This window comes from Acidobacteriota bacterium (assembly GCA_040752915.1).
Lineage (GTDB): Bacteria > Acidobacteriota > UBA4820 > UBA4820 > DSQY01 > JBFLVU01.
In genome coordinates this window covers 1-19,348 of record JBFMHB010000019.1, presented here as the reverse complement: position 1 = coordinate 19,348, position 19,348 = coordinate 1, and the positions used below count along the sequence as shown (strand labels likewise).

Below are 19,348 nucleotides of genomic sequence, written 5' to 3'. Positions count from 1 at the left end.
GCGAGGACTTCCCTGGGGCGGGGCCATTCGGTTCATGGTCCCCTCCTCCCCCGGACGGGTTGGGAGGACCGGAACGGGACCGGGACCGGAAGTGGGCATAGGGCGCCGTGCGGCGCGCCAGCGCTCATGGCCTGTGCACCTTATCGGTTTCTCCCCGCCTCGCGGAGGACCTCCGCTTCGGCGGGCATGCCGGGCTTCAGTTCCTGATCCGGGTTGGCCAGATCGATCTTGACCCGGTAAACGAGCTTGACCCTCTCCTTGGGCGTCTGGACCGTTCGCGGGGTGAACTCGGCCTCGTCGGACAGAAAGGCGAGGGTGCCCGGGTAGGTCTTGCCCGGGTAGGAATCGGTGGTGACGGAGACGCTCTGCCCCAGCTTGACCTTCCCCAGGTCGGATTCGTCCAGATAGGCCCGGAGGTAGACCCGGCCGAGGTCGGAAACCGTCAGCACGGGCGACCCGGCGGCCAGCACCTCCCCCGGCTCGGCGTGCTTGGCCAGCGCCAGACCCGAAAGGGGCGAATACAACTCCGCGAATCCCCTCTGGACGCGAGCCAGGTCCAGGGCCTTTTCCGCCGCCGCGAGTCGCGCCTTCGCCGCCTCCACCTGCTCGCTCCGGGCCCCCCGCTCCAGCAGCTTGAGGCGCTCCTCCGCCTCGCTCCGCCGCGCCGAGGCGGCCTGGGAGACGGCCCTGGCGGCATCGAACTCGCGCCTGGAAATGACCTCCCGTTCGAAGAGGGCTCTCTGGCGCTCCAGGTCCTTCTCGAGCCTTTCGGCCTCCGCCGCCGCGGCCGCGTAGGCCGCCCGACCCTGGGCCACTTCCTCGGAGCGAAAGCCCCTTTCCAATTCCCGAAGGATGGCCCGCGCCGCGGCCGCCTCCGCCTCGCGCTGGGCGAGGAGGGCGTCCAGATCGGCGGATTCCAGGCGGGCCAGCAGTTGGCCCTTTTCCACTCCCTGGCCTTCGTCCACGAGGCGTTCGGCGAGGCGCCCGCCCACCCGGAAGCCGACCGGAACCTCCACGGCTTCGATGTTCCCCGAGAGGACCAGAACCCCCTCGCGAGGCGAAGAGCAGGCCCTCCAAAGGGCCACCGCCGCCGCCAACACGACCAGGGCCGCCGCGGCGGCCATGAGCTTCTTCTTGTTCATGGGCGCTTCTCCCAAGCGGAGGGCTTCGAGGGAGCCCCGTGCATGCCGACGCCGAACAGGATGAGATCGGACAGTTCCCTGGACAGGTCCTCGATCCCCACGTCCAGGAGACCTGGCTGTCCCAAAACCTCGCTGAACCGTTCCCTAAGGGTGCCGCTGGCCTGAAGGAAGATGATGGCGCCCACGATCTGAAGGTGCGCCACCAGGGGATGCACCGGACGGAAGTCCCCGCGGTCCTGCCCCTCCCGGAGGAGACCGCGCATTCGGAGGAACAGCCCGGCCATCTGCTCCAGCACCGGCGGAGGCAGATGGGGCGCGCCCGAGGCTACCTCCCGAAGCATGATCGCGGGATGTTCGGGCACCTCCCGCAGAACCCGCAGCAAGGCCGCCACGGCCGACCGCAGGCGGTCCTCGGGAGTGCCGGGACGCTGGAGCGCCGCATCGAGGGCCTCCTGGACACGGCCAAAGTTCCGGAGAAGCACATCCTCGTACAAGCCTTCCTTGTTCCGGTGGTAGTAGTAGAGCATGGCCTTGTTCACGCCGGCCGCGTGGGCGATCGAATCCACCCGGGCCCCTTCGAAACCCCGGGCGGCGAACTCCCCCGCCGCGGCGTCCAGAATGGCCCCCCGGACGTCCCGATTCATGGGCCTCCGCACTTTCCTGACCGCGTCCTCCATGGCTCCTCCTACTCAACCGACCAGTTGGTCTAACCAACTAGTTATATAATTTAACTCCCGAGCCCTCACTTGTCAAGGCTCCGCGCTCCCCCGATTCGCCCCGTTCTTGAGGGACAAGGCTGGGCCGGGGGAGGCTTCCCGGCGCGGGTGGCGGGGCCCGGGGAGGCGGGTTGTCTCGGCACGGCCGTGGCCTCGGGGGCGTCTCTGCCCCGGCCTCTGGATGAAGAAGTGAGTAGGTAAGCAGGTGAGTTGGTGGGGGAAGGGGCCGTTTCGCGGTTCCTTTCCCTCTCTCCTGCCCCCTGGCCCGCGCCGGGGAGAGGGGTCACGCGGCGGGCGGGAACATCACCTTGAGCGCCAGGGGGAGGATCTCCACGGTGGCTGGCTCCGTCAGCGTCTTCAGGTTTCCATCCACGTGGATGTAGGTGGGCCGATCCACCGAGATCTCCAGAATGTCGGTCTTGAAGGTCTTGACTCCGCTGAGCATCTCCATGCGCCTCAGAAGCACCATGGGAAGCGCGACGAAGCGCTCCATGGGCCCGTAATCGCCCAGGAGGGTCACGTCCATCAGGCCGTCGTGGAGGTCGGCGTGGGGCGTGAGGAAGAAGCCGCCCCCGGCGCACTGCCCGTTCCCGAATTCCACCAGGACCCCCTTGCTCTGGAACTCCCAGTCGCGGCCCTTCAGTTTGAAGTGCGGGTTCTTGTACGTCGGGAGGTTCTTGAGGACCACCACCAGGTAGGAAAGGATGCCCGTCAGGGTCTTGACCTTCTGGTTGTCCGCCGTCACCTGGCCGTCGAAACCCACGCCCACGGTATTGAGGAACGTGTGGGGCCCGAACCGGCCCACGTCGATGGGCTTCATGATGCCGTCCCTCAGGGTGCGGATCGCGAGGTCCATTTTCCGGTAGACACCCAGGGCGCGCGCAAAGTCGTTTCCCGTTCCCGCGGGCAGGAGGGCCAGGGCCGAGTCGGTGCCGATGAGTCCTCGGCCCGTTTCGCTGACCGTGCCGTCCCCCCCCACGCAGGCCACCACGTCGTAGGAGGCGTTGGCCCCCTCCTGGGCCAGCCGCGTGGCGTCGTCCGGGCCCTCCGTCCGGACCACGTCGTACTTCAGTCCCATCTCGCGGCACCCCGCCTCGATGGCGGGAAGCGCCTTGAGCGCTTTCCCCCTGCCCGCCGCCGGATTCACGATGATGAGCGTCTTTTTCATGGAGACAAAGTACCACGAAGTGGAGAAGGAGAGGAGGGGGGCACGGTGAAGCGAAAGACGCGGTTCTTGGAATCCTGCGCCCTCCCCGCATCGGGCGGCGCCGGACGGCGTCTGCGGATCGGTCCTGCCGCGCCGGAGTTTCCGCTCCCGCCTACATTTTTTCGGGAACCGGGATGCCCAGCAGGGTTTCGAGGCCGCTCCGAAGAAGGCGCGCGAAGATCGCGACCGTGTAGAGCCGGGCGAACCGCTTCTTCGGATCCGCCTCCTGGAGCACGGGAAACTGGTGATAGTAGCCGTGGAAGGCCTGGGCCGCGTCGAAGTACTGGCGGGCCACGATGTTCAGGTCCAACCCGTCTACCGCGGTCCGCACCTGAATCGGCACCCGCAGGAAGAGGGAAACCAGCCCCCACCCCTCTTCGTCGAAATGGGCCACGGCCTCTCTGGCGGCGGACCGGTCCCGCGGATCGGGCACCTCCAGGCCCGCCTCCCGGGCCTTTCTGAGGATGTTCTCGGCGCGCACGCAGGCATACTGGAGATACGGCCCCGTGTCGCCCTCGAAGGCCAGCGCCTGGTCCAGGTCGAAGGGGATGATCACGTTTTTCCCATAACGCACCATGTAGTACCGGAGCGCCCCCACCGACAGGGCGCGGGAGCGTTCGCCCGCCTCGGCCTCGGACAGGCCGGGCTCCCGCTTCAGAATCTCCTCCCGGGCCCTTTCCTCCAGACGGTCCAGGAGATGGTTCGCCTGGAACCCCAGGCCTTTGCGGCCGGACATTTCCACAAAGGGCTTCTGGAGGTCCTCCTCGGAGACCTGGAGAGAAGCCCCGCGCGCCATTTCGGAGCGCACGAAAGCGGTGGAGAGCGCCACCATTTCGTAGGCGAAATGGATCGAGCGATCGGCCTGGGCCTCGTAGCCCATCTGCCGCAGGCCCTCCTTCACGATCTTCTGGAGGTAGGACTGGCGCACGTCGATGACGTTGTAGACGGCCTCCCCGCCGCCGAAAGAGGGGGCGCCGGGGTCGGACTTGGAAGCGTCGGTCCGCCACACCTCCCCGACGGGCGTCCGGAAGCGCCGGTAATGGAAGTCCCTGCCGAGAAGGCCGAACTTCCAGAGCTGGTACGCCATGTCCTTGCCGATGTAGGTGACGGTGCCGTTGGAGCGCACGATGACCTTGTCGGCGTCCGACAGGCCCTTGAACTCCTCCGATTCCTGGAGCGCCATGACCCAGCACCCGCGGTTCTTGTCCTCCGACTGGTCGGGAACCCGGTGGATGGCGCCCGAGGTCTTGAGCTTCTCGAAGCAGGCCTGCCAGAACCCGATCTTCAGGATGTCGCTCTCGTGGGGCAGGACCTGGTAGGTGACCCCGAGCCTCGCCATGGTGGCCAGGTGGCACCGGACCATTTCTTCCGCCACCAGGGCGGCCATCTCCGCCGTCGGGTTGTTCCCCTCCTCCATCTGGTGGAGGGTCTCGTATCGGGCCTTCTTGTTCTCCTCGGAGGCCTCGTACCAGGGAGCCACGCGGGCGTAGAGGTCCCAGCAGAAGGAATCGAAGGGGACGTCGAGGGAGCCCGCCAGGGCCGCCTTCAAGCGCATGAGGTCCCATCCGAGGATCCGCTGGAAGCCCACGACCACGTCGGCCACCTGGACGCCCGTGTCATCGATGTAGTTCTGCACCTCCACCCGGCGGCCCAGGTACTGGAGGCAGCGCACGAGCGTGTCTCCCAGCACGGCGTTGCGCAGGTGCCCCACGTGCGCGGCCTTGTTGGGATTGATGTTGGTGTGCTCCACGATGACCTTGTCGCCCGAGGTGTAGGGGAGGAATTTCCCGGAAAGCAGGCGGTCCACGGCGTCCGCCCGGTCCAGGTACAGGTTGAGGTACCCCCCGGCCGCACGGATCTCCCGGACACCGGTGAGGGTGGCCGGCGCGAGCTCCCGCGCCAGATCCGCCGGGTTGCGCCGGAGGGACTTGGCCAGCGCGAAGGCCACCGGCGAGGCCGCGTCGCCCATTTCGGGCCTGGGAGGGAAGGTGATGGGGATCCGGTCAGGCCGCCAGGCCGTTCCGAGCCGGTCCCGGATGGCATCCGCCAGTTCTTCCTGCCATATCGCGAGGGCTGTCAGCATGGCTCAGAATTAAAGCACACGCGGGGGCCCCGCGGAAAGGGGCCCTCCCTGCGTTCCCAGGTCCTTTCGATGGAGGGCTGGGTGGGGAAGCGTCGCGGAGGGCGAGGGGCGGGCGGCGATGGTCCCTCTACCATCTTCCCCTGCTCCCCTGCTCCCTTACTGCTCCGACGCCAATAGGGTTGACGCTCCGCAAAGGGCAGCTTCGAAGCGGGGATGGGAGAGCAGCGAGGCCAATGCCGCGGGGCTCCTTACGATACCAGCCCGCCGCGGTGGGCTTTGCCCGGCCGAGCGCCGAGAGGGAAGGGGCCAACCCCTTCCCTCTCGGATGAGTACTCCCCTACTCCCCCACTCCCCTACTCACCTACTCCCCTACTCACCTACTCCCTTACTCACTTACCTGATTACTCCCCGTCCAGATGACAGCCCATGTTCCAGCCGTCGCAGAACACTCGCCCCCGGGTGAAGCGGAACAGGCTCACGGAGGCGTTGTCCGTGGCGAAGTACCTCGCGCGCTGGGGCGGGATCCCCATGACGCGGGAGAGGACCATCCGGTTGAGGAGCCCGTGGGCCACGAGAAGGACGTGGTCGGCCGCCGCGAGTTCCTCAGCCCGGGCCTCGAAGAAGCGGTCCACCCGCTCCCGAACGTCCTGGACCGACTCCCCTCCCGGAATCCGAAAGACCGGGTCGTCCATCCAGGCGTCATAGGCCTCCGGTTCGGCCCTCCTCAATTCGTCGATGGAGCGCCCCTCCCACTCCCCGCAGTGCATCTCCCGCAGGAGCGGATCCACCACCAACCTGGGAACCCCGAGACGCTCCTGGACGGTTCGGGCCGTCTCCCGCGCCCGGCCCAGGTCGGAGGTGTAGGCCACGGGAAAGGTCGCCCCCCTCGAGGCGAGGGCCACCGCGAGGGCCGCGGCCTGGGATCTCCCCCTTTCGGACAGGGGCACGTCCACGGATCCCTGGACGCGGTTGTCGGAGTTCCATTCGGTCTCACCGTGGCGGACGAGCACGAGGAGTTTCATGGGGCGAGGTCCTCTGAAGGGTAAGGGGGAGAAAGGCCCCGCCGAGCCGGCCTCAGGAGACCTTGGCGTTCCATTCGGCCAGGACGTCCCGGAAGCGCTCGGCGAGGTGGCGCTGGGACTCGGGCCCTTCCAGGTGGGCCGCCTGGCTGAGGATCTCCTGGCACATGGTCTGAACGGCCTCCGTGCCCCGGCCGCTCTCGAGGTCGGACTTGGCGCGCCGGTAGGCCCGGAGGATCACGCTCCACCCCACCTCTCCCATGGCGATCTGGGCCTCTTCCCTCAACTTCCGGAGGAGGCCGTGGAGTTCTTTCCGGAGGTCGTCCGAATCCACCGCGACGCCGTTCTCCACGGCGCTCATGGCCGCGTTCTCCCCGGAAGGCCCGGCGGGTTCGAGAGCCGGCTCCTCCAGGGTGATGAGCCCCATGGTGACGAGCCCGTACAGAAGCTTGGCCACCTCGAAGGCGGGGAGATTCACGCGGCGGGCGATTTCCGAGATCCCGGTCTTTCCGTCGATCTTGCTCAGGACCAGCCACTCCTGCGTGTTGAGGTTGATCTGGCCCTGCTTGCCCTCGGGCACCTGGAAGCGCGGCACGTGGTCCAGGGACGGGATCTTCTTGTTGAGGACCCGCCACTCATCCATTCGGCGGGCCGCCTCCATGAGGAGGTTGGTGTTGTTCTTGGTGACGGTGCGCTCGGGCGGCACCTCTCCCGGGAGAAACCGGAAGCTCCCCTCGCCCCAGGTGGCCAGAGCATACACCGCCTCTTCGCCGCTCAGGTCCCCGAGGGTGGCGTGGACGATCCGTCCGGCCTCCAGGTAGATGAGGCCCTCCTCCCGGCCCTTCACGAGCTGGAAGGCGCCCGTCTTCCCCGAAACCGCGACGAGTTGGATGACATCCGGGAGGTGCAACTCCCTCAGGGAGCCCTGAAAGGTCATGGATGCCGTCCCGTTTCCCCGACACCGCCGAACGTACTCACCGTGAAGGCCCCGCCTCTCTCATCTGTAAAGGTATGTGAATCTAACACAAGGCCTTGGGCGAGTCAAAGGTAGAACCGCGGCGGACGCTTCCGTCCCGGAAGTGAGCGATTTCACCCCAGCGGGAGGGAAAGGGATCGCCGCGGCCCTTGGCGGACGGATCGGGAGCAAATGGGCTAGGCGGGATTCTCCTCGGCATCCTGCCGGCGGCGCCTCTCGCGGTACCAGGACAGGATCAGCCAGCCGCCCGCCGCCATGAGGCCGAGGGGCCAGAATTCCAGGAGCCAAGACAGGTCCACGTCGAAGTAGATCTGGAGACTCGCCGCCGCGCCAAGGACGAAGAGGAGCACTCCGGCGGCGAGACCTCCCTGGCCGGCCTTGGGCAGGGCCGGAAGATCTTCCAGTCCCAGGTCCTGGGCGTACCCGTAGTTGATGAGCTGAGCCTGGCGGTAGGAGTCCAGGACGTTGAAGATCCAGGCGAAGGCCACCACGAACCCGAGGACCGGGTGCTCCCCCTCGGAGCCGATGGCCAGGAGCGTCGCGACGACGGCGAAGAAGAGGGCGCCCCGAAGGTAGAGCCCGTTGTACAGGTTCCCCACCCCGGGGAAGAGGGCGAGGAGCCCGGCCAGCAGGGGCTTCTTCAGAAGGGGCGGGCGGTCCGGGGCGGTCGGGGCCTTCACCTCGGGAAGGGCGGAATCAGCGGGTCGGGCGGCTTCCATCGGGGTTCTCCTTCCTGTCTTCTGCGGATGGCCGGACGGGCTTTCCCGCGCCGGCTGGGGGAGGTTGAACGGAGGCGGGAGGCTCTTCCGCGGGACCGGCCAGACGTCCCAAGGCCCTTCTCAAGGTCCCGTTGGCGGCCACGCACCCCCTGAGGATTGTGGCCCCGGCTCCGAGGATCGTGTCCGTCCCGCGCTGGCTGGCGTCCGAGAGGAGGCCTCCGCCCGCTCCCCATGCCCACGCGAGAACGGGGGGCCACTCTTCCCGACGGAGCCGGACCCTATCGCCGAGGCCGAGGGTGAGAAAGGCCGCAAAGAGGAGGCTCGCGGCCACGGTTTCCCGCGTGCGGACCGGGGGAGCGGGCGGCCGGCGTCTGCCCGCGCCGTCGAAGGGGATCCGGATCAGGGAGGCCTTCAGGCCCGGCGGGAGGGGGATCTGGGGATGGGGACCGGAAACGCCGGACCTCCAGTCCGGAACGGGCCTTGCCGGGACCTCACGGAGCCGGGCCCGCAGGGCGGGGGAAAGGGGCAGGTCCGCGCCCGCCCTGCGCAGGCTCCCTACGTCGGCGGCCCAGCGGGCGCACGCGGCGCACTCGAGGCCGTGGCCACCGGTTTCTCCCGGCGCCAGCCCCTCCCGGTAGGCGCGGCAAGAGGGGTTCAACACGGCGGTCCCCCTTTCGTGGCCCGCGGTGCGGCTCTCGGGCTTTCCTTGTCGAGGCCCAGCCGCCCGCGCACGAGTTCCGTCAGGTGCTGGCGTCCTCGGAACAGCCTCGACTTGACCGTTCCGAGCGGAACGTCCAGGTACGCCGAGGCCTCCTCATGGGAGAGCCCCTGGAGATCGCACAGGAGCACCGCCTCGGCGTGCTCTTCCGGGATGTCGGCCAGGGCTCCGTACACCGCCTCGAGGTATTGCTTTTGAAGGGCTTCGGCCTCGAAGTCCCGCCCTGCCGGGATCTGGTCCAGGACGGCCCCGGCCACCTGGCGCCAGCGCCGCTCCCTGCGGGCGCGGCGGTAATGGTCGATGCAGAGGTTGCGGGAGAGCCGCAGGGCCCAGCCCAGAAAGGGGACTTCCCCGCGGTAGCTGCGGAGGTTCTGGTAGAGTCGGACGAAGATCTCCTGGGTGAGATCCTCCGCCTCCTCCCGGTTTCCCGTGAACTGGAAGGCCAGGTTGAAGAGGCGCCGGCCGTGCCGGTCCACGAGGTCCGCCCAGGCGTCTTCGTGCCCCGCGGCCGCGCGCCGCGCGAGAAACAGGTCCGGCGAGGGCGTCGCGCTCTCCATCGTTCCTCCACACCCTCACATGACGACGGAAGGGGAAAAAAGGTTCCCGGGGCCACTTGGTGCAAGCCCTTCCGAAGCCCCGGAGGAGTAGCCCCTCGTCTCTCCTTGTGGCATGATGGGAGCCACTTCGCAAGGGGGATTTGGGTCACAGAAGAGGATGAAGGAGGGGGCGCGATGATCCGAGCTTGGTTCGCGGCTTTCGCTACGCTGGCCTGGGTGGCTTCCTACGCGGTGGACATGACCTGGAACCGGGCCATCCAGAAGGGGTCCTCCCCCGACCTGTTGAAATCCTACCGCTTCCTCACGGAGCCACAACCCCTGGCGCGGGAGGCCATCGAGGGCCTGACCATCGCGAGGCCCGCCTTCAAGGCATCGCTTGGCCCCGGGACGCTGTTCGGGGAGGACCGCTCCACGGGCCAGCCGGGGGGACTCTACTTCGAGGGCGATGCGAGGATAGATTTCTCGGTCTCGGACCCCGTCGAGCGGGAACACCTGAAGATGTTCATCGGCCGTGAGGCCCTGTCGGGGCAGCCGGTGGAGAGCCTCTTCATCCTGCCCCTGGGTCCGTGCCCGGATCTTCCGCTCCCTGGAGTGGGCGGGTACTCCATGGAAGGGCAAGCGGACTACCGGAGGTACAAGAACGCCTTCCACGCGGGTGGCATGTCCTGGCTCGACACCGTCTTGAATCGCGCCCTGCACGGAGAGGGAGACGTGGCCGTCCTCTTCCGGATGGACGGGGACGTCTGGGCGTACGTGCTCGATTCCAACGAGACCGAGGAAGTGTCCCTGCGGCGCCTTGGCCACCCTCCCCATGTGGAGGCGTGGTGGTGGGACGCGGCGGTCAGCCTCCACCGGAACGCCGCCGGAGCCCTCACTCCGCTGCAGACGCCCTCGGAGGTCGGGGCCAAGTTCCCTGCCGATGTTCGCCGAATCGAGGCTTCGATGGTTCTGGACGGCTCCTGTGAGGCGATGGATGGGACCCTCGTGCGCATCCACATGAAGCTCCTCCGGCCCGTCCGCTCTCTGCTGTTCACGTGCAGTCCGCGCCTGGAGATTTCCCGGTTGAATCTCGCGGGCGGCGCCGAAGTCCCCTTCATCAAGGAAGCCTTTTCGAAGAAAGACTTCTACCACGAGTCGCACCTCCTGGTGGGTCTCCCGGAAGGAACCCCAGAAGACTTGACTCTGGAAGTCCGGTACACGGCCGAACTCTGCTTCTCCGAGTTCGGGATCGTGGCCCTGCACGACGATTCGGGGTGGTTCCCCTCACTCTCCGATGCCGACGGGTTTACCTTCGGGTTCTCCGCCGACGTCCCCAAGAACTACGAATGCCTGGGAGTGGGAGACCTGACCGACCACCGCGTTCAGGGCGAGAGGGAGGTCTTCACCTACGACATGCCGGAAAAGGTGCGCCTCGCCAGTTTCCTCTTCGGCAAGTTCAAGCATTCCAAGAGAACCGCCGCGGGAATCGAGGTGGACGTGGCGTTGCCCGATAACGCCAACACGACCTACATCACGCGCAACCGGGACGAGGTGGCGGATGAGATCGCCGACGCCTTGGAGCGGTACACGAAGATGTTCGGACCCATTCCCTACAAGACGCTCAAGGCGGGCCTCACCAGCGGCTACACGAACCTGGGCTTCCCCTCCATGATCATGCTCTCGTACGGTGTGTTCAACAGGTCCGGCTCCTCGTGGCCCGAGCAGGTCGTGGCTCACGAGGTGGCCCACCAGTGGTGGTACAACCAAGTGGCGCCCCTCACCTATCGGGATGCATGGATCTCCGAATCCATGGCCGAGTACGCCTCCCTGGTGTGTCTGAGGGAGCGCTCCGGCATGGACACGATGAAGAAGTATCTCTCCCACGATTTTCACACCTTTACGAAGCTTTCCGACGTTCTCAAGAAACCTTACATCTCCTTTGGCCCCATCAGCCTGGGGCCCCGTCTGTACACGACGCTGGATCCCGATTCGGCTTACGGGGCCGTCGTCTACTACAAGGGAGCCTGGACCTTGCTCAACCTCTCCAAGATGGCCTGCTTTACTCCTGGGGGCGAGGGGTCCTTCAACGAGGCCCTCAAGGACCTCGTGACGCATTCCAAAGGCAAGCTCCTCTCCACCCGGGACGTGCAGGAGGCCTTCGAGCGCCACCTGAAGGTCCAGTTGGGCTGGTACTTCAATCAATGGCTCCACAGCAGCGTCCTGCCCAAGGTCAAGGTCACCACCAAGGTGGAGGGGGACAAGCTCGTGGTCCAAGGCAGCCAGGATTCGAAGCTCACCCTGCCCATCCCCATCCAGACCGCGGAAGGGAAGAAGAAGGTTCGGGAGTACCTGTTCTTTCTCAAGCCCGAAGGGTCCCGCCAGGAATTCCCTCTGGCCTTCAAGCCGGACCTCGTGCTCGTGGATACGAACCGTACCTGCCTGGCCGACTACCAGTAGCAGGGTCGACCTCCGCCATCCATCGCGCCGGAAGTCCCATCAGGCACTTGGCACGCCCCCGCGGACCCACCGCAAGGAGCGTGCGGGCCCGAGGCGAGGCACGGCGGGGGGCCTCATCCGCTAGAAGCTCCAGGTCAGGGCGAGGCGGAAGGAGCGGGGCGCGGAGGGCGTGAAGTAGTCGGTCATCCCGTTCGTGATGCCGCGTCCGGAGTACGTCTTGTCCAGGAAGTTGTACGCCCCCGCCTCGACCGTGAGCGCCCGGTGCGCCCACCGGGCGGAAAGGTCCGCCACGGCATGGCCGGGGAGGGGAGTTCGTTGATTGGTGAGGTCGTTGTCGAGGAGCTGGGGGCCCACCCAGGTGGCCGCCAGGCGCACGGTCCATTCGCCGCCATTCCACTGGAGGCCCGCCGTGCCCTGGGCCCTCGGGACCATGGGCAGGCGCTTTCCGGCGTAGGGCCCCGCGGTCACCTCGGCGTCCTGGTAGGAACCCGAGGCGAAGGCGCGGAAGCCGGCGGGGAGGGGCCACTCCGCCTCGGCCTCCACGCCTCGCCGGAAGGAGCGGCCCACGTTCCGGTTCTGGCCGATGAACCACTGGGGGTTCGTCAGGACGAAGACCACCTCGTCGCGCATCTCCATCCGGTACACGGTCACCTTGAAGCGGCGCCCCTGGGAGAGGTACCGCCATCCCGCCTCCCAATCGGAGGAACGGGTGGACTCGAGGTCGGGATTGGAGGAGAAGCCGGGATAGGCGAAGAGGTCCACCACCGAGGGGATGCGGTATCCCTGAGAGCGGGTCAGAAAGGCCGAGGAGGCCTCCCCCGTCCGGTAGAGGAGCCCCGCCCGCCACGTGGTCTCCCGGAAGGTCCGGCGGACGTCGTTGGACGGAGCGCGCCGGTCGGTGTAGTCGTAGCGGGCCCTGTCCGTCCGGACTCCGCAGAGGGCCTGCCACGCTCCACGGGCCGCCTCGGCCTGGGCGTAGACCCCCTCTGACCGCTGGCGGGTCCTCGTGTCCGAAGCCGGCGAAGGGTTCTTTCCGAAGATGTCCGTGAAGGACCCGCGGCCTTCGAAGGTGCCCCGCGAAAGTTCGGCGCCCCCGCTGAAGGAAAAGGCCGCCTCGCCCCAGCTCGCGGACCGCGAGGCCTGGACCGTGGCCCCTCTCAGCCGCTCGCGGCCCGAAGCGAGGAAGCCGGAGCCGAATCGGCCCGTCGTGAGGGTGTCCCGGTCGTGGAACCGGCCGTACGCCTGCCCGGCCACGCTCCACCCGCCCGCCTTCCCCCGGTACCCGAGGGCCGCCAGTCGGTGGCGTCCCCGCGTGCCGTCGTACAGGTTGAAGGGGGTCTGCTCCCGGTCCCGGCTCAGCTCTTCCCCCGTCAGGGCGCCCGGGGCGCTTTGGGCTCCCCCGGAGTACTTGAGGAGCAGGGAAAACTCGTGCTCATCCCAGGGCTGGACGTTCAGGCGAAGGATCCCGTCGTCGAGGCGGTGGCCGTCGTTCTGGCGCCAGCCCTGCTCGCCCCGGCGGGAGCCCGCCGCGTAGAGTTCCACCGGACCCCGGCTTCCCGAGGCGCGCACCAGGGTCTCCCAGGCCCCGAAGGACCCCGCCCCCGCCGTAAGATCCAGGCGGGGGAAGCCGGGCCGGCGCCGCGTGATGACGTTCACGACCCCCGCCAGAGCACCCCCGCCGTACAGGGGCGCCGCCGCTCCGGAGTAGACTTCGATGCGCTCCACGTCCCCGACCGGGATCAGGTCCCACCGGACGGCGTTGTCCTGGAGGTCGTTCAGCCGCACGCCGTCGAGGAAGATGGCCAGGCTCGTCCCCTGCGGAAAGCCGCGCACGTCCACCGTGCTCTCGGCGGCGTTCCCCGTCTGGTTGTGCAGGGTGACGCCGGGGATCTGGGACAGGACTTCCTGGAGGGTGCGCGCTCCCGAGGCCTCGATGGCCTCCCGGGAAACGACCACCACGGGGGCCGCCGTGTCGAGGATCTGCCTCTCCTCCCCGGGAAGCCGCTCCCCGTACACGGTGATCTCCGTCTGGTAGTTCTCCAACAACCGAGAAGGCTGTTGGGCCGCCGCCCAGAGCCCGCCCAGAAGAAGAGCCGCCGCGATTCCCCTCCGTCCCGCCATGGTCTGTTCTCCTTCCGCGCTTCTCGCGCCGGATCTGGGCCCGGGCGTCCCCGGGCGGTTCGTGGTCATGCGTTGATCCTGGGATACCAGCAGGTCACCCCTTCCACCTCCATCCCCGCGAAGGGCACGCCGAAGGCCCGTTCAAGGAGGAGCCCCTGGGCCTCTTCCGCCTCGGGGAAGGGCTTCAGAACCCCGTCCCCGTTCAGAATGAGCAGACGGTGGCCGAAGAGGAGGGAGAGGGTGATGTCGTGGGTGGCCAGGAGGACGGCCCGGCCCCTCCCGGCCAGGGACTTGAGGAGCCGGAAGAGGGCGATCTGCCCGCTCAGGTCCAGGTGGCTAGCGGGCTCGTCCAAGACCAGGACCGGCGTGTCCTGAACCAGTGCGCGGCCCAGGGCCACCCGCTGGGCCTCCCCGCCCGAGAGGGCTCCCGCCCGTCGAAACCAGACCTCTCCAAGACTCAGCAGGTCCTTCACCTCCCCGAGCCTTTCCTGGAGCGGCCTCGGCGCCGGAGGCCTTTCGCGGTGGGGATAGTCCCCCAGGGCCACCAGGTCCGCGACGGTCCATTCGGGCGGGAGCACGGGGCTCTGGGGAACGTAGGCCAGGCGCTTGGCCCGTTCCAGCCGGTGCCACGCCGGGACAAGACGGCCGTCGAGGAGAACACGCCCCCCCTGCGGGGCCAGGACCCCGGCGGCCACCCGGAGGAGGGTGCTCTTTCCCGAACCGTTCGGACCCGCCACGGCCGCCACCTCCCCGGCCGCCACCTCCAACGAACACCCCCTCAGGACGTCGGGGCGTTCCGCATACCCGTGGCGGACCTCTTCCAGGCGGATCACGGCCAGGCCCTCCGGGTGGAGCGGACCAGGAGGTACAGGAAGAGCGGCGCGCCCACGAGGGTCGTGTAGACCCCCACGGGCAGGAACCACACGCCGGACAGGGCCTTTCCCACGGCGTGGGCGGCAAGCAGAAACGAGGCTCCGAGAAGGAAGGACGCGGGCACGAGCGCGCGGTGGCGGTGGCCCGCCAGAAGGCGCGCCACGTGGGGGACCACCAGCCCCACGAATCCCAGCATTCCGCACAGCGCCACGGAGGCCGATGCGAGGAGGGTGGCGAGAACGAGGGCCTCCCGCCGCACCTTGCGCACGGCCAGGCCCAGGGAGGTTGCCTCCTCGTCCGTGAGCAACAAGAGGTCCAGCCCCCGGCCTGCCCGGGAGAAGCGGACGAAAGCGTACGCGGCCGGAGGGGCGAGCAGGACGGGGGCCACCCAGGGGGGGGTGGGGACGAAGCCCACGAGGTAGGCCGTTACGGTGGCGATTTCGGAGGGCGAGAGCCAGACGGTGAGGAGGCGCGCCCCCGCGGCGAAGGCCGTGTTGGCGATCACGCCGCAGAGCAGGAGGGACTCGGTCCGCCCCTCGGAGAGACGCATCAGAACCACCAGCGTCGCCATGCCTCCGGCGAAGGCCGCCCCGGCCTGGAGGCCGAGGCCCATCATGGCGGCGGTGCCCGCGCTCAACAAGAGGACGAGGACCGTCGCGAAGGTGGCGCCGCCCGCCACGCCCAGCACGTAGGGGTCGGCCAGGGGGTTCCGGAGAACCAGTTGGTAGAGGAGCCCGGAGAGGCCCAGGCTCCCGCCCACGAGGAGCGCCACGGCGGCCTCCGGCACCCGCACGTGGACCAGAATGCGCGCGGACTCCGCCCCCCCGCCGGGAAGGGAAAGCCCCAGGGCCAGCGCCAGGGAAACCGCCAGGGCGCAGGCCGAGAGGGCGAGCGCGAAGCCTTCCCGGCGGTTCACGGGGCGCCCCCCGCCCTGCGCTGCCGGGCCAGCCGTTCCACGGCCTCCACGGACCCGGGACCGGGCCGGACCAGAAGGTCCGCAGGCACCGGAATGGCCCGGGCCGTACGGCCCGAAGCCTCTTGGAGCCGTTCGAGAAAGCGGCGGACGGCCTCCGGGGACATCTCGCCCTCGGGGAACACGACGGCATCCGGCGCCGCCGCCGCCGCATCCTCAAGAGAGACGACGGGATAACCCTCGCCGCGGCCTCCGAGGGCGTTCTCGAAGCCGGCCGCCTTCAGGACCCCCGTCAAGAAGCTCGGGCCGCCCGCCACCACGAGAGGATTCAGACCCACCACCGCGAGGGCGCGCTCGGGGGGACCGGGGGGGAGCCTCCGGCCTGCCGCCCTCACCCGCGCCCGATACGCCTCCGCCAGCCTCCGGCCGTCCCCCGCCCGGCCCGTGCGCCTTCCCACCGATTCCACCGCCGAGAACACGTCCTCCAGGCTCTCCATCTGGTAGGCGTAGACCGGGATCCCGAAGCGTTCCAGGCTCGCGAGGGCCGAGGGCGTCTGCATGCCGGTGACCGTGAAGCACGCCGAGGGCCTCAGCGCCACAACGGCCTCCACGTCCAGGCGCTCCCAGGAAGCCACACGGGGAAGGGAGGCCGCCTCCGGGGGGCGGTCCGCCGGCTCGCAGACGCCCGCCACCTGCTGGCCCGCCCCGATCGCGAAGAGGATCTCCGTCATGCTGGGGGCCAGGCTCACCCATCGGGTGGAGCCGGCGGGAGTTCCGCCGCCTGGGGCGCAGGCCAGGAGCAGGGCCAGAAGCGCCGGGAGGAGGCGCGCGGCGAGAGCCCCGAGGGGCGATCTCCCCGTGGACGGGTTTTGCGGCGGGACCGGATCGGAAAACGAATGCGCGCGCCTCATGGGACCTTCCCTTCAATCCGGGGGGTCCCGGGGCGCGCGGCGAGGCCCCCTCCCGAGAGGGAACCCAACGTGCGTCCTGGAGGCAGGTCTCCTGGCTCGCGGGTCTTCCTACTCGCGGCGCCTTCCCACCCTCACGCGGGCAGTGGCGTCGTGCCGCTTTCGTCGCCGCTCACAGTGGCTGGGCCGCGGCCGATTTTCACGGCCTTCCCTTTTCACCCCGGAGGGGCACCTCGGACGGAGGATGTGGGGCTCGCGGGGGGGGCCTCGGTGGCGGGATCGTCCCGCCGCCTCTCCCGCGTCCCCGGCTTCGTCAGTCCGCTTCCTCCTCGAACTCGTTCTTCAGGCTCAGGCGCATGCAGGCGGCGGCGTGCATCTGGAGGGCCGCCTTCTTGGCCTCCTGGAGGGCCGCCAGACGCTCCTTGACCTTGGCCAGCTCGTCCTCGATCTGGGCGTCGATCTCCTTGATCTCTTCCTTCGTCTGCTTGTGCGCGTCCTCGTAGAACTTCTTCTGCTTGTCGGTCAGGGTCACGGCCACCTCCATCCCTCTTCTTCGCTACGGGCTCTGGATCTTGAAGACCACAGGATAGGTCAACGTCGTCTTGACGGGCACCCCGTCCTTGATGGCCGGGGAGTACTTGGTTTGCAGGGCCGCCTGGACGCAGGCGTCGTTGAGGCCGTAGTCGGGGGTCAGCCCGCGCACCACCTTGGCGGCGGTCACGTCACCCGTTTCGGAAATCGAGACCTCCACGTACACCGTTCCCTGGACTTTGTTCTGCCTTGCCATGGGCGTGTAGGCCACCGGCACCTTCTTGGTTTCGCGCGGCTTCACGTCCACGGCCCAGAGGTCCACGAAGTCGCCGGCCTTGATCTTCCCGGCCTGGGCGGCCCGCTCGGCCTCCTCTTCCTGAGCCTTACGGGCGGCCTCCTCCTGGGCCTTGCGCGCGGCCTCCGCCTCGGCGGCCTTTCTCGCCGCCTCCTGGTCCGCGGCGGCCTTCGCCTGCTCGAATTGGGTCTTGACCTGTCCCGCGAGGGTCACCGCCTGCCTGGCCCCATCCTCGGCGGCCTTGAACTCCTCGGGCGTCTTCGCCCGCCGCATGAGGTTCTGGATGTTCTGCTGGCTCTGCTTGAGCGAGGCGAGGGAATCGGCCACGTACTGACCGGCCCCGGCCTGCTCCAGGTCGGACACGGCCTTGTTGAAGGCGTTCACGGCGCCCGTGGCGCTCCGGCGAGCCGCGGCGATCTCGGCTTCCGTGGCGGGGGGCGCTCCGGCGGCTGGGGTCGCCGGGACGGGGGTCGCCACCACGGGCGGCGGGGCCGCCGGCTGGGTGGCCGGGGAGGCGCCGGAGGGCCCGGGCTGGGCGGCCGCTGCCGGGCTTCCCGTCGGTTCGGGCACGGGCGGGGCGGCGGGCTTCTTCCCGCGGAGAGCGAAGAACCCGACGACAACGACCAGGATGGCCGCGGCCACCCCTCCGCCGATGAGGAGGTTCTTGTTCATCCCGCCGGAGGGCTTCTCCACCACGTCCCCGAACATCCGGCTTCCCGTCGTCTCGTCGAGGCTCTTGGCGGGCGTGGGCGGTGCCGCCGGGGCCGGCTTCGGCTCCGCGGGAGCGGGGGCCGGCTTGGGTTCGGACGGGACCGCCTTGGGGGCCGGGACGGCCTTGGGGGGCTCCTCGGCCTTGACGGGCGCCGGCGGAGGCTCGGGAGCCGGCGCCTTGTCCTTTTTCAGGGGGGCCGGCCGGCCGCGCTGGGACTTGGGGATCTTCCCTCCCCGGGCGCTCTTGCCCTCCTGGGCCTCGGGCTCCTTCTTGAGGTTGTCGAGGATCTCCCGCTTGTAGACGTCCGGGAAGAACCCGTTCAGGAAGGCCGCGGCGTCGTAGGCCGAGGGAAGGGTCTCCCACTCGTCGTACGCGAACCGCTCCAGGTCGGCCATCATGGCCTGGCACGAGGGGTACCGCTCCTCGGTGGTCTTGCCCAGGGCCTTCAGCACGATGCGCTCGAGCTCTTCGGGCAAGTCCTCGCGGTACTTCTGCGGGGGCTCCACCTTGGCCTCACGGACCTTTTCCAGGATGCTCATTTCGGAATCGCCGTAGAAGAGCTTGCGGCCCGTGAGCATCTCCCACATCACCACGCCGAGCGCGAAAATGTCGGCCTGGTGGTTGATGGTCTTGCCCCAGGCCTGCTCCGGGGACATGTAGAGGAGCTTCCCCTTGAGCGCGCCGGACTGCGTGTGGCTCGCCTTGGAGGCGGCCTTGGCGATCCCGAAGTCCACCAGCTTGGCCTCGCCGGTGGTGGAGATGATGATGTTCTGCGGGGACACGTCCCGGTGGACCAGGTCCATGGGCTTTCCGTCCACGTCCTTGGCGGTGTGGGCGTAATGGAGAGCCGCGCAGACCCTCTGGGCGATGAACACGGCCACCCGGTAGGGCATCCGGGCCTGATGGTTGTCGAGCTCCTTGAGGATGGTGCGGAGGTCGCGCCCGTCCACGTACTCCATCGCGATGAAGTAGGAGTCCTCGAGCTTGCCCAGATCGTAAATGTGGCCGATGTTGGGATGGTTGAGCTGGGCCGCCAGCTTGGCCTCGTCCGTGAACATCGTCACAAACTCCTGGTTGGCGGCGAGGTGGGGAAGGATCCGCTTGATGGCCACGATCCGCTTGAAGCCTTCCAGCCCGTTCTGGCGGGCCTTGAAGAGCTCGGCCATGCCGCCCACGGCGATCTTGTCCATGAGGATGTAGTTTCCGAAGGCCACGCCTTCCTGGGCGGGGGGCTTGGGCGCCTCCTTCTGCGGCTCGGGCGGGGGGGCGGCCTTGGCGGGCTCGGCGGGCGCAGGCTTGGCGGTCTCCTTGGGCGGCGCTGGGGGCACGGGGGCCGGAGGCTTGGGAGGCTCTGCGGGTGTAGGTTTGGGCTCTTCCCTTGGAGGGGCGGAGGGCGGAGCGGTCGAGGCCGCCCGGGGCGGC

At 68.6% G+C, this 19,348-nt stretch carries 16 protein-coding genes and 1 riboswitch; of the genes, 1 reads left to right on the top strand and 15 read right to left on the bottom strand.

The features are described 5' to 3' along the window. Positions 1-140 precede the first annotated feature (140 nt). The 9 genes from AB1824_05415 to AB1824_05375 form a co-directional block, all read right to left on the bottom strand. A complete protein-coding gene (locus AB1824_05415) occupies positions 141-1,142 on the bottom strand; it encodes an efflux RND transporter periplasmic adaptor subunit (protein MEW5764396.1) in 1,002 nt (333 codons plus the stop codon). Beyond that, positions 1,139-1,819: a TetR/AcrR family transcriptional regulator gene (locus AB1824_05410; GenBank protein ID MEW5764395.1), complete on the bottom strand. Its 681-nt coding sequence runs from the start codon at positions 1,817-1,819 to the stop codon at positions 1,139-1,141. The genes AB1824_05415 and AB1824_05410 overlap by 4 nt, the downstream gene beginning before the upstream one ends. A 322-nt stretch (positions 1,820-2,141) precedes the next feature. Next, positions 2,142-3,026 (bottom strand): diacylglycerol kinase family protein, encoded by an 885-nt coding sequence (locus tag AB1824_05405; protein MEW5764394.1) that lies wholly within the window; start codon positions 3,024-3,026, stop codon positions 2,142-2,144. 151 nt (positions 3,027-3,177) lie between these two features. Next, a complete protein-coding gene (argS, locus tag AB1824_05400) occupies positions 3,178-5,148 on the bottom strand; it encodes an arginine--tRNA ligase (protein MEW5764393.1) in 1,971 nt (656 codons plus the stop codon). A 401-nt stretch (positions 5,149-5,549) separates the two neighbouring features. Then, on the bottom strand, positions 5,550-6,170 hold the full coding sequence (locus tag AB1824_05395) for a histidine phosphatase family protein (GenBank protein MEW5764392.1): 621 nt from the start codon (positions 6,168-6,170) through the stop codon (positions 5,550-5,552). Between the two features lie 52 nt (positions 6,171-6,222). After that, the gene (locus AB1824_05390) at positions 6,223-7,104 is read right to left on the bottom strand and encodes a DUF4388 domain-containing protein (GenBank protein ID MEW5764391.1); all 882 of its coding nucleotides are present in this window, start codon (positions 7,102-7,104) and stop codon (positions 6,223-6,225) included. A 215-nt stretch (positions 7,105-7,319) separates the two neighbouring features. Beyond that, positions 7,320-7,862: a hypothetical protein gene (locus AB1824_05385; protein ID MEW5764390.1), complete on the bottom strand. Its 543-nt coding sequence runs from the start codon at positions 7,860-7,862 to the stop codon at positions 7,320-7,322. After that, positions 7,840-8,523, bottom strand: coding sequence for a hypothetical protein (locus tag AB1824_05380; protein ID MEW5764389.1), 684 nt, complete (start codon positions 8,521-8,523; stop codon positions 7,840-7,842). Before AB1824_05380 ends, AB1824_05385 begins: the two co-directional genes overlap by 23 nt. Next, a complete protein-coding gene (locus AB1824_05375; GenBank protein ID MEW5764388.1) occupies positions 8,517-9,137 on the bottom strand; it encodes an RNA polymerase sigma factor in 621 nt (206 codons plus the stop codon). Before AB1824_05375 ends, AB1824_05380 begins: the two co-directional genes overlap by 7 nt. A gap of 174 nt (positions 9,138-9,311) precedes the next feature. Here AB1824_05375 and AB1824_05370 point away from each other — a divergent pair, with 174 nt between their 5' ends. Next, on the top strand, positions 9,312-11,573 hold the full coding sequence (locus AB1824_05370; GenBank protein ID MEW5764387.1) for a M1 family aminopeptidase: 2,262 nt from the start codon (positions 9,312-9,314) through the stop codon (positions 11,571-11,573). A gap of 120 nt (positions 11,574-11,693) precedes the next feature. Here AB1824_05370 and AB1824_05365 read toward each other — a convergent pair whose 3' ends face one another. The 6 genes from AB1824_05365 to AB1824_05340 form a co-directional block, all read right to left on the bottom strand. Continuing rightward, positions 11,694-13,694 (bottom strand): TonB-dependent receptor, encoded by a 2,001-nt coding sequence (locus AB1824_05365; GenBank protein ID MEW5764386.1) that lies wholly within the window; start codon positions 13,692-13,694, stop codon positions 11,694-11,696. Between the two features lie 65 nt (positions 13,695-13,759). Continuing rightward, entirely contained in the window at positions 13,760-14,527 is a 768-nt protein-coding gene (locus AB1824_05360) for an ABC transporter ATP-binding protein (GenBank protein MEW5764385.1), read from the bottom strand. Beyond that, positions 14,524-15,483, bottom strand: a complete 960-nt coding sequence (locus AB1824_05355; GenBank protein ID MEW5764384.1) for an iron ABC transporter permease — start codon at positions 15,481-15,483, stop codon at positions 14,524-14,526. The genes AB1824_05360 and AB1824_05355 overlap by 4 nt, the downstream gene beginning before the upstream one ends. Then, positions 15,480-16,391 (bottom strand): helical backbone metal receptor, encoded by a 912-nt coding sequence (locus AB1824_05350; GenBank protein MEW5764383.1) that lies wholly within the window; start codon positions 16,389-16,391, stop codon positions 15,480-15,482. The genes AB1824_05355 and AB1824_05350 overlap by 4 nt, the downstream gene beginning before the upstream one ends. A gap of 63 nt (positions 16,392-16,454) precedes the next feature. Next, positions 16,455-16,639: riboswitch (cobalamin riboswitch) on the bottom strand. 62 nt (positions 16,640-16,701) lie between these two features. Next, entirely contained in the window at positions 16,702-16,920 is a 219-nt protein-coding gene (locus tag AB1824_05345; GenBank protein MEW5764382.1) for a hypothetical protein, read from the bottom strand. A 24-nt stretch (positions 16,921-16,944) separates the two neighbouring features. After that, on the bottom strand, positions 16,945-19,348 hold a 2,404-nt coding region (locus AB1824_05340; protein ID MEW5764381.1), incomplete at its 5' end, for a TonB family protein.

Excerpts from the sequence above, each read along its gene's own strand:
- AB1824_05415 (MEW5764396.1), bottom strand. The coding sequence starts at position 1,142 with ATGAACAAGAAGAAGCTCATGGCCGCCGCGGCGGCCCTGGTCGTGTTG.
- AB1824_05410 (MEW5764395.1), bottom strand. The coding sequence starts at position 1,819 with ATGGAGGACGCGGTCAGGAAAGTGCGGAGGCCCATGAATCGGGACGTC.
- AB1824_05405 (MEW5764394.1), bottom strand. The coding sequence starts at position 3,026 with ATGAAAAAGACGCTCATCATCGTGAATCCGGCGGCGGGCAGGGGGAAA.
- argS (MEW5764393.1), bottom strand. The coding sequence starts at position 5,148 with ATGCTGACAGCCCTCGCGATATGGCAGGAAGAACTGGCGGATGCCATC.
- AB1824_05395 (MEW5764392.1), bottom strand. The coding sequence starts at position 6,170 with ATGAAACTCCTCGTGCTCGTCCGCCACGGTGAGACCGAATGGAACTCC.
- AB1824_05390 (MEW5764391.1), bottom strand. The coding sequence starts at position 7,104 with ATGACCTTTCAGGGCTCCCTGAGGGAGTTGCACCTCCCGGATGTCATC.
- AB1824_05385 (MEW5764390.1), bottom strand. The coding sequence starts at position 7,862 with ATGGAAGCCGCCCGACCCGCTGATTCCGCCCTTCCCGAGGTGAAGGCC.
- AB1824_05375 (MEW5764388.1), bottom strand. The coding sequence starts at position 9,137 with ATGGAGAGCGCGACGCCCTCGCCGGACCTGTTTCTCGCGCGGCGCGCG.
- AB1824_05370 (MEW5764387.1), top strand. The coding sequence starts at position 9,312 with ATGATCCGAGCTTGGTTCGCGGCTTTCGCTACGCTGGCCTGGGTGGCT.
- AB1824_05365 (MEW5764386.1), bottom strand. The coding sequence starts at position 13,694 with ATGGCGGGACGGAGGGGAATCGCGGCGGCTCTTCTTCTGGGCGGGCTC.
- AB1824_05350 (MEW5764383.1), bottom strand. The coding sequence starts at position 16,391 with ATGAGGCGCGCGCATTCGTTTTCCGATCCGGTCCCGCCGCAAAACCCG.